The following is a 17,349-nucleotide window of genomic DNA, read 5'->3' as shown; positions in this document are numbered from 1 at the left end:
CCTTTTACAAAGTATTGTACAAACCCGACCTGCCTTTCTTTTGCAGAAAAAAGTTCGCCATATTATCTTCTTCAAAATAATAACCGGAAGGATCTTCTCCCGTAAATGCTTTGAAGTTCCGGATGAAATGAGACTGATCGTAATACCCTGCATTAAAGGCCAGGTGCGTCCAGTCAGGGTTCCGTTCCTGGTTCAGGTGAAAGATGTGATTGAACCGGATGATACGCGCATAGAATTTTGGAGAGAGCCCTACATATCTTTTGAACAAACGTTCCAGGTGCCTTTCGCTGATGCCCAGTTGTGCAATAACATCTGCTACGGATAGGGCGCCTTTGTATTCCCGGATCAGCTCAATGGCTTTACCTGCATGGTTTGTTCCAGGTAAAGGAAAAGTATTGAACCATTGGTTGAGGGCATTTATCTTTTCATCATGCGGCGCTGCAGAGCAGAGCAATGTTTGCAGCGGAACGGTAAGTAAAGTGGAAAGGTCTGCCACCTTATCCGTTAAGGTATGCATAGAGATATCAAAAAGGTGGGCGAGGGCAGTTGGTTGCAGTTTGATGCCTAATACGCCACTCTTTCCTGTATTTTCCAGGAAGAAGTGCCGGCGGATCTGCCCTGCCAGTAAACTTTGTGTTTGCAGTTCCCAGTTACCATGATGCAGGTTAATGCGGTAGGGATCACCATAATGAAAGATCATCTCCGGAAAACCATCCGGGATGATCTTTTCTTTTGCGGGCCTGTTATCTTCACTTTCAGCGATCCAGTAACATTCAATGATCCGGCCCAGCCCCGGAGGCGGAAGGATGCGTTTAAAGATCATATCCGCTAATGTAAGCTTATTATCTGTCCCAGAAAGGAGGTGGTTCAATACCCAGTGAACGGAGATAAACATATCCCTGACCGCGATGATGGTTCTCGTTATCGATCCAGTACAACATGAGGTTGGCAACTACTCCTTCATACATGCCAAAAGCCTTATCTACTTCCTGGAAACGCTCCGGGCGGATCTGTGGCCAGATAGTATTTATTTTTGTGGTGAGGATATCCCAGAGCTGCAGGATCTCTTCCTTGGTTGCCGGCGGCGTATCTTTCTCTAACAAGGGACTGTCATACACATCCCATTTGCCGGTATGCATGCCGGTGATACCTAAAGATGCCAGCCTGATCAGTTCCATAGCCATAGCTGCAAATGGGCGCATACCACCAATGGAATATTGGAATAGCTGTTCTTCCGGAAAAGCTTCAATAACGCGGCGGGTCAATGAACGATGCCCTTGCCAGTGTACGAGTAATTCTTTCGCAAAGATCACGGGTGTTTGTTGTTCCATATTTTTTCTGTTTATAACACAAAGAAAGAACGGTGTTATGACAGCCCTATGTCAGCAGTGTTTTCAGAAAATAAAAAAAGCCCCGTACAACCGTACGGAGCTTTGGTTGAATGGCGATCCCGGAACTAAACAGCATAGGTCATGGCCACCGCTTTCAGTTTTTTATGATGATAGATGTAAGAACCAAAGATCAATATATATCCGATCACTAAAGGAGCCCAGACCGATGCAGGGTCTCCTGTGGCAATATGGCTGTATAAGGCGCCGGTGATATCAAAAAAGAGCCCTGCATAAGCCCATTCCTTCAACCTGTTGAAGCCAGGTACCAGGATGGCTATAATGCCCAGTATCTTTGCAACACCTATAAACGGTAAAAGGTACATCGGGTAACCGAGGTGTTGAAATAATGTTCTGGCTTCCGGAACCATGATGATATCAGGAACAGAGCCTATAGTCATTAATACGGATAAAAGGCCAGTGAAGATCCAGTAGATGATTTTTATCTTTTTCATTGTGTTAGGATTATGGATTCAAAGGTAACCGCGTTAACTCAATCAGGAGAGGGGGAAAAACGTCATTTAAAGGGGTTGGTTGCGACATGGCTTTTACTTACTTTTGGAATATGAAACACATATCTATCCTCGTTCCAAGTGGCGCCGCGGCGCTGGGTACCATTGAAGGCCCGCTCGTTATGTTCACTAAAGCGAATGACTTCCTGCAAAGCATGGGAAAGAAAGCCCTGTTTAAAGTGCAAACGGTAGGGATCAATGGAGAACCACAGGTATATGACAGGTTGTTTAAAGTGTATCCTGACCTGATGATCAAAGATGTTCATCATACAGACCTTATCATTGTTCCTGCAGTGAATGGAGACAGGCAGGAAGTGATCGATGCCAACAAAGATTTTTTCCCCTGGATCGTAGATCATTATAAAAAAGGCACAGAAGTAGCAAGCTTGTGTGTAGGTGCTTTTTTACTGGCATCCACCGGTTTGGTGAATGGGCGTAAGTGTTCCACCCATTGGCTGGCAGCCAATGAATTCAGGGAGTTATTCCCGGATGTGAACCTGGTGCCGGACAGGATCATTACAGATGAACATGGCATCTATACCAGCGGTGGTGCCAACTCTTTCTGGAACCTCTTATTGCACCTGCTGGAGAAATATACTGACAGGGAAACAGCTATCCTTGCTGCCAAATATTTTGAGATAGAAATAGACCGTTACAGCCAGAATTCTTTTGTTGTGTTCAATGGTCAGAGAGATCACCAGGACGAACCCGTGCTGAAAGCACAGGAATTCATAGAAACTAATTTCTCTGATAAGATCACGGTAGATCAATTGGCTGCTATGTTCTCCGTAGGCCGCAGAAGCCTGGAAAGAAGGTTCAAGAAAGCTACCCGCAACACCGTGTCTGAATATATTCAACGGGTGAAAATAGAAGCTGCCAAAAAGAGCTTTGAAACCAGCCGTAAGAATATCAACGAGATCATGTGGGAAGTTGGTTATAACGATACCAAAGCTTTCAGGACCATCTTTAAGAAAACAACAGGTTTATCGCCGCTGGAATACAGGAATAAGTATAACAAAGAGGCAGTGTCTGCTACAGCCTGATCTCAAGCTGAATATGGTCCGGTGTAGCGGTGAACCGCTTATTGAAACCGCGGCGGCTAAGGTCTGCAACCGCGGCCCATCTCTTCCCGTCTTTTCTGTTGGCATGTTGAGCAAAGATACACCCGTCTGTATGATGAGAGAGGACGTAGTTATACCAAAGAAGAGGAGGAAACCGGACATTATTTCCCTATACCTATTCAGCTTTTGATTCAACCGGGTAACTGTTATTTTTTGACCCTGAACAGCATGAGATTCCACCTTCCTGCTGGTACCAGTTACCGATCTACGTTACGACTGATTATGAATTGACGAACTCTTTCTGAACGGCTGCCTGCTTAGCCTTGTACTTCACCGCTGCTTCTGCCGTTTTTTTACTGCTGTATCTTCCAATGGCGCGGCCTATTTTAAGCCCCACACCCGTGGTACGCATATCAAAGTGCATGATATCACCATACCAGGCACCCCAGTCCATACCGTGTTCCACCATACCTTTCACCAGTTCTTTGGATTGATTCAGGAAGCCGTATTTGGAGAAGATATCTTCCGGATCCGTCCTTCTTCCTTTCCAGGCATTGGAGATCTCCGAAAGGTCTTTCTTAATCAGCTTCAGGGCATCGTTTAAACTCATTCCTTTCCAGGACACCTTTACTTTTTTACCCCATGTATTGGCGGGTGCTGCATCCAGCCTTGCCTGCAAAGCCGTGTGATCTTTGAGGTAGGCGAAGTATTGCAGGAAGTGATTGTTCAATACCCTGAGGTCGTCGTACAGTTTCATGTATCCACTGGTTGAACCGGGTTTTTGCCATTTAGCCAGGGGAATGTCTTTCCCTGCAGTGAGCCAGCCCACTCTTCTCATGAATGCATCAAAAGCGCCGCGGGCCTGTATCATGGGATTGCGGGTATAATCAATGTCCACACCCAAACCAAACATGTGATAGGAATATACTGCCGTGGAAGAGGTGAGGCGGTGGCCGGGGATAGGTTCCGGAGGTTTGGTCATCCCTAAGGCGTCACCCGCCAGTTTAGCGTTGGTGGTGTTCTTGGCCTTCATGAAATAGTCCTCGATCTTTTGCAGCAGGATGGCCATTTCCATGTGGATATAAGTTCCCTCGCTCAGTTTCCTGCCCAGGAAGGTGAAGCTGGTGAAATTTTTGTACCATGCATCTACTTTAAAGCCGGGGTCCGCATCCTCTATAATAGCTTTCAGGTAATCTGCCGGCGCCTCTTTGATCTGTGCGTGTTTTTTACTGTCGCTGGCCGGGATCATTTCACGAAGGTTCCTCGTTAAAACGATGGGCTTAATTGTTTTGGTGCGTGATGGCATTTCGTAATCGTCCAGCTCTTTTGTGGTAACAGGTTCAAACCACGGGCGGTTGTTGATCTCATTTTTCCATGCATAGGCAATAACACCCTGGTGTTGTATGCCTTTTGCCGGAGCAATGTTCTGTATGTTGGAATTGCGCTTTGCTAAAGTATCTCCGTTGATAGCAGGGCCTGTTTTTTTGCCTTTACTGTTGAAGGCATAATAATGATAGAGCTTGTTTTTATTCCGGTCCTTTTTCAGCCAGCTCTCAAAATTATATCCATAGAGGCAGTCAAATCCCCAGCACTCCACTATCCGGGCATGCAGCTTGTTCTTGTAGTTGAGGATGTCGCTCATGGGGCTTCCGCCTGCGGAATGTGCGGCAACAATGATCCTGCCGGGTTCTGCATCTTCAGGAATATGCCTGGCTGCTTTCATGGCTTTAAAGCAGGCGGCAATGAATTTGTCAAAGCCGTATTGTGCCCGGAAGATAGTTTCTACCTGTGGGTTGGTACTTAGAGAGGGCGCTAACAGGATGGCATTTTTATTACTGCTGCTGAAGTGATCCCTGATCTTTGAGTATTTCTGCCAGTATAGCTCCATGCCGTTTTGCTGGCTTCCCTGGCCAAAGAGGCCATGTAGGTACACAACGATATCGATCTTTGAAGAAGGCGTGCAGGAAGGAGGAATGAACATGCCGGTGCGCAATTTCAAACCCCTGATGGCGCTTACTTTGAGGTAGTCCGTAGTGCCGGCAGGAGGATTTGTTTCGTATTCTGCTGCGATGTCTTCTTCCTGTTCTTCTTCCTCATCGTATTCAGATTCATCGGAGAGGTCTCCGGATTCATCATCTTCCATTTCATCACCGTATTCCTGCTCATCGTATGCGGCTTCCGGTTCTTCATCGTATTCCATTTCTTCAGAGAGGTCTTCAGATTCATCATCTTCCATTTCCTCTTCATCGTACGCATCTTCGGATTCCATATCATCCGCTGCTTCTCCTTCATCGTAAGCATCTTCAGATTCCATATCATCATCTGCTTCCCCTTCGTCATACGCATCTTCAGATTCCATATCATCCGCTGTTTCTCCTTCATCGTATGCATCTTCGGATTCCATATCATCTTCTGCTTCTCCTTCATCATAGGCATCTTCAAATTCCATTTCATCGTAAGTGTCTTCATACTCATCGTAGGCCGCATCTCCCAGCTCCGGCTGCGTTTTCTTCAGCACTATGCTGGTACCGGTACTTGTTTTGGTGACGATGGATTTCAGATCTTCTGCAATGAGCATGTTCTTGTAGCCTTCCAGCCAGTCTGCCTTATCAGGCGTGGTCATGGCTTTATAAACGGCTCTGGTGGCTCTGGCAGGATTGTTATTGAAACTCTCCTGGAAAAGTCCACGGATATATGCACTCTTATTATAATGATCATTGATGAACCGGTCGTAGAGGTCAGTGTTCTTTTGTTTAAAAGTGGCTTTTAACCTGTTTTTCAGGCCTTTCTTTTGTTCTTCCAGGTATTTGATACCAAACGCTACCTGTGCAATGATCACATCCTGGTCCAGCCCGGCATAGTGGAATCGCTCTGCCCATCCATGAAAGCGAAGCTGTGCCCTGTCTTTATTCTCTACATTCCCAATGGCCGGATGTTTTTCCGTTGGGTCGAAAGTATAGACATTGGTAGCATGCAACTCTATGCCATAGCGCTTAAAAGCGGCAGGCGCGAGTTTGATCCACCTTTGCAGTTTGCCGGTGTGAAGCGTTAACTGGAAGAAGCCAATGCTCACTACTGCAGAGTCCCAGCTGTTTAATGTAGTGATCATGCCGCTGGTTTCCACGTTGGCCATCCTTTGAAAAATATCCAGCTGGTCCTGCGTGATATTGATCAGGCCTTTATTGTGGAGGTCTGCCAGTACAGTATCCACACGCGGGCAGGGGAGAACGGCAGTGTCCGTTCTCAATCCTCTTTTCAAAGCTTTGAAACCGTAGGGGATCTTTACCGTACCAATAGCAGGCAGTGGCCCTTTTTTATAGAGCTGGTGCCTTGCTGTTGCTAACTTTTTACGGATAGCAGTAGATACGGATTTCAGTTCTTTTTTATCAGCCGCCGTCCATTTAGCGGTAGGTTTTTTAGCGAGATCGGGCAAAGCGGAGAGGGCCAGCTTTTTGATATGTTCCAGCATGGTGGCCTCATTTCCCCAGGTTTCCACAATGGCGGCGGGTATGGCAGGAATTGTAACAGGCTGTTTGGGCGTGTCAAACTCAAACCTTTCTTCCTCTTGCGCCAGCACCGGGAAAAGGAAGGGAGATTCCAGTTCCATTTCCGTACCGTCTTCTCTTCTAAACCAAACCCTCCTTGGTTTCCGGAATCTATGGAAGGGGGAGAAGTCTTCCTGGTTATCCAGGATAGACCCTTCCCATTTATGGTTGTCCATAAATATGAATTTAATAGCGATGAAAAATGATGGTTATCAGGAATGAACTGCCTGGCCGTTTGTGAGGATGCCATTCCCTTTCTGCAGCGGCATACTGTCGTATGTTTTAACAGCCCTTGCTTTAAGGTTATTGCCGGAAACATGAGAGTAGTTAAAGATGATCTGCTTCATCATGTTGGCAAGCGGGGAATTATCTTCATACAGCGCAGGAACGTTCAGCTCATCATTGAACACACCTGTTTCAATGAGCGTGAGCAGGAGGCTCATATTGTCTCCCAGCCTGAAGAGGTTTTCGCTGAGCCCGTTGGCAGGTACGCCAACAATATTGGCCAATGCAAAGAGCCGCTGTGCAGGGCTTTGTTCGTTGATACCAAATGCCTGAACGATGGGGCTGTTATATTCCAGGGAAAGATGGAACCAGGCCATCATAGACACAAAGAAGAATTCCTGTTTGGTGATATCTCCGTTATTACGTTGGGAGAGGAAGTTCTTCTGCATTTCGTAAGCGCTGAAAGCAATGGCTGCATCATCGATGGGCCTTCTGCCGGTAACGTTCGCTTCGTTCTCAATCCCGATCCAGATCTCTTCTGCAAACCTTTCAAATGAACGGCGGTAGTTGAGGTGGGCGGATTTTGCTTTGTAGTAAGGTTGTTCATCTCCCGGTAAGGAGAAGCCAAAGAAACGGTAATAAGAGCCCAGGCGGGTGAGCATAATATCCGGGCGGGCTTTGCTTACAAAGTTGAAAGAAGAGAGTACCGGCGGGTCTGAAAACCACAATGTTTCTGTGTTATGCAGCCATTGCAATACCGCTGGCTGGAGATTGATCTCAAAATCTCCCTTTGCATAATTCTCGATTAGTTTTTGGAAGACTTTATATACCTGGGTGGATTCAATTACATATGCATAAATGAGGTGATCCCATAAAGAGTGGCCTGTACAGGGATTCCCTACGCCCACCTGTGTAACAAAGGTGGTGCCGTTCTGCCAGTTATTGTCGAACAATCCGATCAGATCGTCCGGAAGGCCGCGCAGTGTTGTTTTATTACCAGGGTGGCCGGGCTGCCTGTTTTCCTTTACCCGGAAAGACCAGGCGGATTCCAGCAGTGCGTATAATTCAGTAGGGTGTAATTGAAAAAGCCTGTTGGCACTTTCAATGTATTCCGGGGAAGGATCGTTGGATAACGTATCCTGGAAAGAGTTACCGTTTGAAACTATTCTTCTGAACATGGTAGTTACTTTGAGGGGTTATGGAAAGATTATTCTATAATGATGGGGTTACATTTCCTGAGCTCAAGGTTAGAAAAGAACCATTGAAAGTTCACATCTCCCCTGAGGAGCTTGCGGTAGATCTCAAATTGCTGCAGCACGGAGGGAGGCGGTACGATGATCTTCTGGCGGCCGCCGTTATTGCTATCTGAGGGTTCAGTAACACCGGGAGTGGTGAGTTTTTCTTTTGCCATTGTAGTAATTGTTAGCGTTATTTAATTGAGTTTCCTAAAAGTTGCATCCATGATCTTTGCTGATCCTGGAATTGTTCCGCTTGTTCCGGTGCTGCTATCAACTGGTAGCCATTCCAGGCAAGCCTGAGCAATGGCGCTTTCAGCAGCAGGGGAGCGGAAGTATAAAAAGAAGTACCGTATAGATCTGCTGTACGTTGCAGGCTGGCAGGATGTACGGCATTCGCATCTACCAGGTGCCGGATGCTTTTATTACGAAAGGCGCGCAGGGGGTGATCCAGTAACACCTTTACAATCTCCGGTAACAAAGGAAGCGAGGCGCGGACCAGTTTAGCCGTTGCGGGCCTTGCATTTTCCAGTGGGTGCCTATGCATCCAGTTACGGCGCATATGATCCCATACACCATTTCCGAAACAATGTTTGCAGCATTCCGTGCCTGTTAAAACACGCAGGTAACTGATCGGATGCGGGTCGCCGGAAGAATAATGCAGCACACCCCGCGAAGGGCCATCCACCACATCGTGCAATGCCGCTACGGAAGCAAAGCCGGTGTGCACAAAGGCAAAAATGTCTGCTGCTATTTCGGAGGACCAGGCTGCCCAGCTGTCTGCCAGTTCAGCGCCGTATTTTAAAAGCGCGCTGCGCAAAGCTGCTGCCAGTTGTTCGTTCCATCCTGTTATATGCGCCACCTGGTGCCCGGCTTCATGTATCAGTGCTGTAGGCCGTAGCAGGTTATGCCTTACGATCTTGATAGCGGCGGCAGGGTTTTCCGAATCATCCCAGAGGCGAAGCCCTGCTTTGAGGATGGAGGCGCCCATGCCTTTATCGATATAAGTGATCACTGCAGGGGTATTGTGGCCTAATGGTTCCAGCAACATCCTCATACTATGTTCCGCTATATAATCGCAGGCTTTTAAAGTAGCTGTGACGGCTGGATTCGTGCGTGTGGCCAATGCATCTGCATAAAAGTCCATCAATGTTTCCACCTGCAGATAACTTCTTTTGAACCGTTCTATTTCAAATTCGGTGGCAGTGCCGTTCTGTAGCCTGTGCTGCATGGCTTCACCTTTGTTCACCAGTTTTTTAACGCAGGTGGAAAGATGTTGCCGGAGATGTGGGTGCACATATTGTTCCAGGCTTTTCCATGCCAGTTCGCTGGCAAGGGCATCCATGTCTTCCAGCCGCTTTGCTGCTGCCAGCCAGTGATTGGCCTGCACCAGCAGCGGTTCGTACTTAATCCTGCTGATGTCCCGGACTTGCATGTATGCTGCTTTCTTTGGGGTGTTCGTTAAAGAGGTCTTCCTTTACAGCCGCGTAATTGCCTGCCAGCATTTCTTTCATCAGATCAAAGTCCGGCGGGTTGGAGAAGCTGATGCGGAGGCTCAGGCCATCTGAATTGTCTTCTGCAGCCTGGATCAGTTTGTCCGCATGGTCCCGCAGGAAACTGATCATCGCTTTACCTGTCCAGTTAGTTAAAGCATTGCTGAAGGAACGGGTGATCACCGGCGGCACTTTATCTATAGCCATACCGGAATGATTACCGGGTACTACATGTTGGTGAACGATCTTTAAATAATCGAACTTGCCGTAGCTGAATATATTTTTCAAACCTTCTTTGAAAGCCATCATCACCATAATGTGAGCGGCTTCAGACTGGTTCTTTTTCCTTAAGCAGGCAGCCACAGCCTGTGCATCGCTTTCGCTGAGATAGAGCTGCATGCTGATCTCATTTGTCACAAAGTTCAGACGGGCTTTGAGGGAAGTATGTTTTCTCAATACCTGCCTGCCTTTTGCAGGCTGAAAGTATTGTGGGCGTGCGCCATCTATTTCAAGATAATAGTAACGGTGGCCCTGTGCACTTTTCCTTTTGCCGAGGCAGTTCTCTTTACCTCTTCTGCAACCCAGGCCGGGCTCACGCATGAGCAAACCTGCGGCTACAGAAGTAAGCGGGTGCAATTGCATCCAGGCGCTCCTGGACGCATTGCCTAAGCCACGTATCCGTTTTGCTTTTTTTGCGATCTGGAAAAGGTCATTCCGGGGAGAGGATTCAAAGAGATGCACTTTCACCGGGATACTTGAATTAACAGAGATACCCAGTTTATCGCGCAGGAAAACCGATAAGGGAATACCTCCAAAGGTTTTGATCTCGTTGGCAATATAGGGAGTGATCTCCGTTTCGATCACTTCATTCAGCACCTTATATCCGGGTGCAGCTTCTTCGGCGGAAGGAGGTTCGTTTTTCCAGACAACAGATCTTTCGTTGGATTCCCGCAGCTCTGGCTGGGCATCGTAGGCTTTTTCGGGAAGAACATCCGGCAGGTAGGCGGCGGCAGACCTTTCAAAAGCCTGCACAATGTAACGTTCAAAAAGCTGCCTGTCTTCCAGCACATATGAAGGAAACTCCGGTACCTGCCGTATAGTGTTCTCTACTACTTCCGCAATGGCAGTAGTGCCCGCATTCCTTTCCGCGGTTTCCAGGTTCAGCATGGTAAAACCTTTGTCTACCATTAAACGGGAAAGCATCTGGGAATTGTCTTTTCCAATAAAGGGGGTTATTAATTTACTGATGAGGGAAGTGAGCCAGCCTTTCACTCTTTCTCTGCCGATGAGCGGCAGTGCAAATTTCAGCGCGGTGGTAACGATGGGGGCAAATTGTTCAACTGCCGGTTGCGGATTATCACCATCTTCCAGTTCATTCAACTGCTGCACGAAACGTTGCCTGGCGGCGGAAAGCACTTCCATGTTTTCCTCCGGTGCTTCATCCAGGGACTGGTCCAGCTCCGCTTCCATCAATTGCCATTCCATTTCATTTTCTGCTGTCAGTACCTGTGCGGTGGCGGCATTCATACCATCCTGGATATCTTCTGCAATATCCCTGGTGGAATCCGGTTCCGGCGCAACAGGTGCTACAGGTGCAACAGGTGCTGGCTGAGGGCGCATGCTGGCAGGCAGTAACTTGCCTGCCAGTGATTGCGCAAGGGTCCTGTATTTTCCGGGCAGCAGGTTAATACCATCTTTGAGTACGCCAGCCAGGAACTTTTTAAAGATCCCGGTGATCCGGCTGAGGATAGGACCCAGTGCTGCTTTCGCTACAAACTTGCCTGCGGCGATAGCACCTTTGCCTACTTTTTTTGCTACACCCACCACTTTTTTAAAAGCCTTTTTAAGACCACCCAGGAATTGTTCCTGCACATCCGTGAGGTCCGTTCCGTTGAACTCATGATCGGAGAACAGTGTTTCAAGGTCTGTAACGGTACGAAGATTATTATCCACTTCATGACCATATTGCACCAACTTGTCGAAATAACTGTTCATCTCCCGTATCATGGGCTGATAATAGCTTTGGGTAAGCTGGCGGGTATATACTTCATTGTTCATGTAGCCATCCCGTGAAACGTATTTCTCACGGAAATCTTTCATCTCATTCAACAGGTCCTCCATCTGCTCATTAAACTCATCATCGTGGAGTTCATTCATGATGGTCACATAAGCTTCGGCTTTTTTATCAAAGCCCTGGGGTTTGCCATAGAGCTTATTGACATTGAGAAAGGGGCTTTCCGTGTAGGTTTCCTTTACAACGGGAAGCGGTTCGGCATTCACCTCTCTTTCGAGATTGGGGAAATGCAGGAAAGGCGATTCCATAAAATTCTTTTTTGGGGTTACCAGTATCTGTTCTTCAGCATCGAAAGTATTCGCTAATTTTCGTTTCTTATAATGCAAAACCGGGAAAGGCAGGTTTTGGCTGATACCGGTAAATATCTTCTTGTAAAGGGTTTTCAGGGATTTATATTTATTGTAGCTTTACAAGAGCTTTCGTAACCCCATGAAAAAACAGTTCCTCATCTGCTGCCTTATCTTGTATGGTTGTGTAGCCCATGCTCAGCTACAGGCTTCTTCTTTTGAACGGTACACCGTACAGCAGGGATTATCCGACAACAACGTTTTCTGTATCACGCAGGACGATCTGGGGTATATCTGGCTGGGTACGGAGAATGGCCTGAACCGTTTTGACGGCAATGTATTCCAGAGTTTTTATCATGATACCAGCAGCTATAGCATTCCCGGTAACCATGTATTGGAGTTGAAAAGAACGGGGCTGCATGAAATACTGGTACTTACGCAAAAGGGCCTGCAGCAGGTAAATACCACCACACTCGCACGCAGGAACTACCTGCTGCCGGAAACAGAAAGGACCCCCGCCAATCCCAACCGCCTGACGGATGTGGTGAAACTAAAGAATGGCGCCTTTGCCATCAGTACTTCCGTAGGTTTTTATGTAATGCATGCGAATGGTGGCCTGGCATATGCTTACAACCGTTTGCGCGGCGGGTATTCCGGATCGGAAATGGTGAATTACGGCCGGAACATCTTTCTGTTGCCAGACCATAATGCATTGTTGTTTACGAAAGATGAAGGCGTATCCCTTTATATCCCTGCAACAAATACATTCGTCCGTTACAGAACGGCATTACCAGCTGAATGGTCTGCATTTTATCCGCCGGGAGAAGACTGGATAGCCCGTTACCAGATGGATTCCGTGCGTTTTATGCTGGTACACAGCCGGCAGCGGAGCTTCACTTATTACAATGCCGAAAACGGGAAAGTCAAAGTAAGCGCTATGCCATCAGTGATCCACGATGATCTGTCTGAAGACAGCAGGATCTTTCCCCTGAGCAAAGGCCGCTTTGCCATTACATCCGGCGGCTCCGGGTACTATACCTTTGAATTGAATGAACAAACAGGAGTTGTTATTTTTGATGAAAACAGATCGCTGAAAGGATATAAGTGTAACTATCTTTTTATGGATAAGGAAGAGCGGCTTTGGGTTGGTACATCCAACGGACTGCTGTATGAAAAAAAGGAACAGCCTTTATTCACTTCTTACATGCTGAACGATTATGCGGCAGAAGGGTATTCTTATTTCTGTTACCTCACCCGTTATAAAGATCGTTTATACCTGGCCAAAGCAGCCAGGCAGCCACATATCACCGTAGTGGATACCGCTACCATGAAAGTAATAAAGAAGGTCACACTGCCGGGATATCATATTAACTACGATGAGAACCCTTCCATTCAATGTTATTACCCGGATACTTTATGGATAGGCACCAACGATGGCATTACCTGGCTGGATACAAAAAATTACCACAGTGGAAAAGTAGCATTGCCGGAACCATTGCAGCATGGCCGTGTTGCATTAAATCCTGTGATGGAAAATGGCGATACCTGGATGATACGGCCATGGGGAGGCGTGGTAGCGAAATATAATATACATACACGGCAGTTCACCTGCTACACCAATACCACCAATCCCAGGTTGCCATTCGAAAGACCAAAGCAGGTGGTATATGATGCCTACGGCGATGCCTGGTTATCAGGTTATGGCCTTGCCCGCTGGAACTACAAGACCCACCGTTTTGATACATTGATGAACCGGTATAACGGACTGAATAAAGACGAAGACAATATCCTCTCCATTACGGCAGACAGTCGTGGTTCTCTCTGGCTGCACAGCTTTGAGAATGGATTACAGGAATACCGGATCAAAGAAAAACGTTTCATCGGCCATTCCCTTTTGGATGGCGTTTCTTTTAATGCCCTCGTGAGCCTCTCTAATAAAGAAGTGGCGGGTAAGATCTGGTTCTCCACGCCCAGTAACCAGATAGGAAATATCAATCTGCAAACAGGCAGTTCAAATATCTATGGTACAAAGGATGGTATTCCCGAGGGAAGACCCAGTGCACGGTATATCTTTTATGACGAAGCCGCAGACCAATGTTATGCGCTGCTGGCAAAATACCTGATCCGCTTCCGGCCTTCTGCAGAGCCTGTAGTACGGAACAATAACAACATCCTGATAGAGCAGGTGGCTGCGCCCAATGCCCTGGTGCATTATCCCGGCGATACCGTAGAATTTCCTTATAAACAGAACAACCTGTCCATCCGCTTCACCCTGATCAATTATAACAATACCTCCAGTTATCATTTCTATTACCGTTTGAATGAAAGCACTTCCTGGGTGCCTTTGCGGAACCAGCGTACCATCAATATGACCAGCCTTTCGCCGGGTAAATACACTTTGTACATTAAGGCGCTGGACAGGAACCAGGATGAAAAAACCAAACAGCTGCTCATTATCATTCATCCGCCTTTCTGGAATACCTGGTGGTTCATAACGCTTTCCACGTTGTTGTTGGTTGCCGCCGTACTATCCTTATTGAAATGGCGGGAACTGGTGCTGCGCAGGGCCGCCGCCGTGAAGTTCGATGCACAGGCAAAACAAAATGAAGAAATGAAAGGCCGGTTGCAGCTGGAACTGGAACTGGCCGTGCTGAACCAGCAGCTTACGGAAATGGAAATGAAAGCCCTGCACGCCCAGATGAACCCGCACTTTATCTTTAACTGTCTCAACAGTATTGTGGGTATGATCATCTATCAGCAGAACGAAGATGCTTCCCGCTACCTGAACAAATTTGCACAACTCATCAGGGAAAACCTGGACCATAGCAAACGCTCTTTTATCACCCTGCAGCAGAACATCAACTACCTGCATAACTACCTTAAAATGGAGCAGATCCGTTTTACGAACTTTGAATATGAAATGAAGGTGGATGCCTTACTGGATACAGAAGAGATCATGATAGCCCCGATGCTCATCCAGCCGCTGGCAGAGAATGCTATCTGGCATGGCTTACAGGCTATTGAAGAAAAGAAGCAATTGAAGATCTCCTTCTCCAAAGAAAAAGATTACCTGGTCTGTGAGATCGAGGACAATGGCGTAGGTATCAATAAAACAAAAGATCATCACAGTACCACCAAACACCTGTCCATGGGTATTGAAAATATCCAGAAACGGATCTTGCTGCTGCGGCAGAAGTATAATACAGATTGTGTTATCACCTTTACCGATAAAGGGGACCGCCATACAGATGAAACCGGAACAATTGTAACCCTAACATGGAAGATCATATGATAAGAGCCATTATCACAGACGATGAAGTGCGCAGTGTGGAAACGCTGCGGAAACTCCTGGAAATGCATTGCCCATCCGTTAAAGTGGTGGCGGAATGTAATAGTGCTGCCGAAACGCAGAAGCAGATCGTGTTACAGCAGCCGGACCTGCTATTCCTGGATATTGCCATGCCGGGCAAAAGTGGTTTCGACCTGTTGAATGAAATGGAGCAAATCCCTTTTGAGATCATTTTTATTACGGCATACAACGAGTTTATGCTGCAGGCTTTCCGTTTCAGTGCCATAGATTACATCCTCAAACCCATTGATGAAGAGTTGCTGATAAAAGCAGTGGACCGCGTGGAGAGGAGATTGCATACGGCTGCCAACCCTGTTTCCATTGAAGTATTGAAATATAACCTGAAGAACATGCAGCACCCGCAGGAAATGAAAGTATGCATACCGCATACAAAAGGTTTCCTGCTGGTGCATTTGGCAGATATCATTTACTGCCAGGCGGATAATACCTATACCACCTTTTACCTTACCACAGGTAAACCGCTCGTATCTTCCCGTTCCATCATTGATTTTGAATTGCTGCTGCAGGATTCCTCCTTTTGCCGGATCCATAAATCCTACCTGGTGAACATGCTGCACATTAAAGAGTATATAAAAGGAGAGGGGGGGAGTGTTGTTTTAAGCAATGATACGGAGCTGGAAGTGTCCAGGAGAAAAAAGGATCACTTCCTGGCCCGCATCAAAGAATACTATAAGTTCTGAGGAGGTAAAGCACTTTCATCCATGTAAAGGTATTCCCAGAGATGGCCGTCCAGGTCCTGGAAACCATGCTGGTACATAAAGCCCATATCCTGTGGCTCATTGGGAGTGGTAGCACCTGCCGCTACTGCTTTGTGTATCAGTTCATCCACAGCGGCCCTGCTTTCTGCAGAGAAAGACACGATCACTTCCGAAGTTTTCTGCGTGTCCGGGATCTCTTTATTCGTAAAGCCTTTGAAGAACTCTTCCTGTAACAGCATCACAAAAATGTCTTCTGTAATGATCATACAGGTAGCTTTGTCGTCGGAGAAATTCGGGTTAAAGGTATAGCCCAGTTGACTGAAGAACGCATTGGTCCTTACAATATCTTTAACCGGAAGGTTAACATAGATCTGTTTTGCCATGTTTGTTTGGTTTAGTTACTGTTGCAAACATAAGTCCTGCTGTCCGGCACATGCATGTGTGAAAGCGACAATAAATGGGGCGATTGCGACAGAAATAAAACCTAGGTATGCAGCATTCCTTTCACCCTCTCCCGGTGATCCTGCCCCCATTGAATTAAAGAGCAGAGCACATCTTTCAACGTATCGCTGTATTCCGTTAACTCATATTCTACCAGTACCGGCGATTGTGCATGTACGATCCGTTTTACAAAACCATTCATCTCCAGTTCTTTCAGTTCATTTGAAAGCACCCTGGGCGAAATACCCTTCACCAGCCGCTGTAATTCATTGAAACGCTTTTTACCGCTTTCCCGTAAAGCATTAATGATCCGCAGTTTCCATTTGCCGCCTATGGCATAGAGCGCATCTTCCAGCGCGGCGATGCCTCTTTCACATTCAGTATGTGTCATGTTTTCCATCATATACAATTTTAACTATACAAAAGGTTACTACTATCCTTTTGTATACTACTATCATTTCATTACCGAAGTTAAATAGTTTTGTGTTATCAAAAAACAGCAGCATGAAAGGAATTAAAATCACCTATTGGGCAACTACCGGAATACTCGCCATCATGATGGTCTTTTCCGCGTATGCCTATTTCACAGACCCGGCCGTAGAGCAGGGTTTTCAGCACTTAGGATTTCCAGCTTATTTCAGGATAGAATTGGGGATTGCCAAACTGATCGGCGCTATTTTACTGGTAGTGCCGCTTCCTGCCAGGATTAAAGACTGGACCTATGCCGGTTTTGCGATCTGTTTTGTTTCCGCTTTTGTAGCGCATACTGCATCAGGTGATCCTGTTTCTAACCGCATGGGACCATTGATCTTTTTAGCGGTATTGATAACATCTTACGTTACATACCTGAAATGGCATAAAGCAGCAGTACCGGCAGTTTGATAATACAAGAGTAAGAAGTTCTCATGGGCTACGCTTTTAAGCGTAGCCCATTCTTTTTTACGGATATCCCATTGGGGCTGACACTTGTCAGCCCCAACTTCAGCAGGGAATCGGTTGTAAAATAGGAATGGTTGTAAA

14 protein-coding genes are annotated in these 17,349 nt (G+C 46.7%); 4 read left to right on the top strand and 10 right to left on the bottom strand.

Going from position 1 to position 17,349, the window contains the following annotated elements; translation table 11 throughout:
- Positions 1–4: 4 nt before the first annotated feature.
- The 3 genes from BUR42_RS10240 to BUR42_RS10230 form a co-directional block, all read right to left on the bottom strand.
- Positions 5–823 carry a helix-turn-helix domain-containing protein gene (locus tag BUR42_RS10240; RefSeq protein ID WP_074239136.1) on the bottom strand — a complete coding sequence of 273 codons (819 nt, stop codon included), beginning with the start codon at positions 821–823 and terminating at the stop codon, positions 5–7.
- A 19-nt stretch (positions 824–842) separates the two neighbouring features.
- Positions 843–1,331 (bottom strand): DinB family protein, encoded by a 489-nt coding sequence (locus tag BUR42_RS10235; RefSeq protein ID WP_074239135.1) that lies wholly within the window; start codon positions 1,329–1,331, stop codon positions 843–845.
- A gap of 125 nt (positions 1,332–1,456) precedes the next feature.
- A complete protein-coding gene (locus BUR42_RS10230; protein ID WP_074239134.1) occupies positions 1,457–1,843 on the bottom strand; it encodes a DoxX family protein in 387 nt (128 codons plus the stop codon).
- A 110-nt stretch (positions 1,844–1,953) separates the two neighbouring features.
- On the opposite strand from BUR42_RS10230, the gene BUR42_RS10225 reads away from it, so the two are divergent.
- The gene (locus tag BUR42_RS10225; RefSeq protein WP_074240529.1) at positions 1,954–2,943 is read left to right on the top strand and encodes a GlxA family transcriptional regulator; all 990 of its coding nucleotides are present in this window, start codon (positions 1,954–1,956) and stop codon (positions 2,941–2,943) included.
- A 298-nt stretch (positions 2,944–3,241) separates the two neighbouring features.
- Here the strand turns inward: BUR42_RS10225 and BUR42_RS10220 are convergent, their stop codons facing one another.
- From BUR42_RS10220 to BUR42_RS10200, 5 genes are read right to left on the bottom strand one after another with little or no spacing between them, the layout of a single operon-like run.
- Positions 3,242–6,682 (bottom strand): hypothetical protein, encoded by a 3,441-nt coding sequence (locus tag BUR42_RS10220; RefSeq protein WP_074239133.1) that lies wholly within the window; start codon positions 6,680–6,682, stop codon positions 3,242–3,244.
- Between the two features lie 36 nt (positions 6,683–6,718).
- Positions 6,719–7,909, bottom strand: a complete 1,191-nt coding sequence (locus tag BUR42_RS10215; protein WP_074239132.1) for a hypothetical protein — start codon at positions 7,907–7,909, stop codon at positions 6,719–6,721.
- Positions 7,910–7,938: 29 nt separating this feature from the next.
- On the bottom strand, positions 7,939–8,142 hold the full coding sequence (locus tag BUR42_RS10210; RefSeq protein WP_074239131.1) for a hypothetical protein: 204 nt from the start codon (positions 8,140–8,142) through the stop codon (positions 7,939–7,941).
- 17 nt (positions 8,143–8,159) lie between these two features.
- Positions 8,160–9,401, bottom strand: a complete 1,242-nt coding sequence (locus BUR42_RS10205) for a hypothetical protein (RefSeq protein WP_074239130.1) — start codon at positions 9,399–9,401, stop codon at positions 8,160–8,162.
- The gene (locus BUR42_RS10200; RefSeq protein ID WP_143197402.1) at positions 9,373–11,781 is read right to left on the bottom strand and encodes a hypothetical protein; all 2,409 of its coding nucleotides are present in this window, start codon (positions 11,779–11,781) and stop codon (positions 9,373–9,375) included. Before BUR42_RS10200 ends, BUR42_RS10205 begins: the two co-directional genes overlap by 29 nt.
- A gap of 181 nt (positions 11,782–11,962) precedes the next feature.
- On the opposite strand from BUR42_RS10200, the gene BUR42_RS10195 reads away from it, so the two are divergent.
- Both BUR42_RS10195 and BUR42_RS10190 read left to right on the top strand, forming a co-directional pair.
- Positions 11,963–15,112: a sensor histidine kinase gene (locus BUR42_RS10195; protein ID WP_074239128.1), complete on the top strand. Its 3,150-nt coding sequence runs from the start codon at positions 11,963–11,965 to the stop codon at positions 15,110–15,112.
- On the top strand, positions 15,109–15,870 hold the full coding sequence (locus BUR42_RS10190; protein WP_074240528.1) for a LytR/AlgR family response regulator transcription factor: 762 nt from the start codon (positions 15,109–15,111) through the stop codon (positions 15,868–15,870). The genes BUR42_RS10195 and BUR42_RS10190 overlap by 4 nt, the downstream gene beginning before the upstream one ends.
- Here the strand turns inward: BUR42_RS10190 and BUR42_RS10185 are convergent.
- A complete protein-coding gene (locus BUR42_RS10185; protein ID WP_074239127.1) occupies positions 15,858–16,271 on the bottom strand; it encodes a VOC family protein in 414 nt (137 codons plus the stop codon). The genes BUR42_RS10190 and BUR42_RS10185 overlap by 13 nt on opposite strands.
- A gap of 101 nt (positions 16,272–16,372) precedes the next feature.
- Positions 16,373–16,729: a winged helix-turn-helix transcriptional regulator gene (locus BUR42_RS10180; RefSeq protein ID WP_200798244.1), complete on the bottom strand. Its 357-nt coding sequence runs from the start codon at positions 16,727–16,729 to the stop codon at positions 16,373–16,375.
- Positions 16,730–16,833: 104 nt separating this feature from the next.
- Between BUR42_RS10180 and BUR42_RS10175 the strand changes: the two genes are divergently transcribed.
- Positions 16,834–17,211 (top strand): DoxX family protein, encoded by a 378-nt coding sequence (locus BUR42_RS10175; RefSeq protein ID WP_074239125.1) that lies wholly within the window; start codon positions 16,834–16,836, stop codon positions 17,209–17,211.
- The last annotated feature ends 138 nt before the right edge of the window (positions 17,212–17,349 follow it).

This window comes from Chitinophaga niabensis (assembly GCF_900129465.1).
Taxonomy (GTDB): domain Bacteria; phylum Bacteroidota; class Bacteroidia; order Chitinophagales; family Chitinophagaceae; genus Chitinophaga; species Chitinophaga niabensis.
This window is presented reverse-complemented; position numbering and strand designations above follow the sequence as displayed.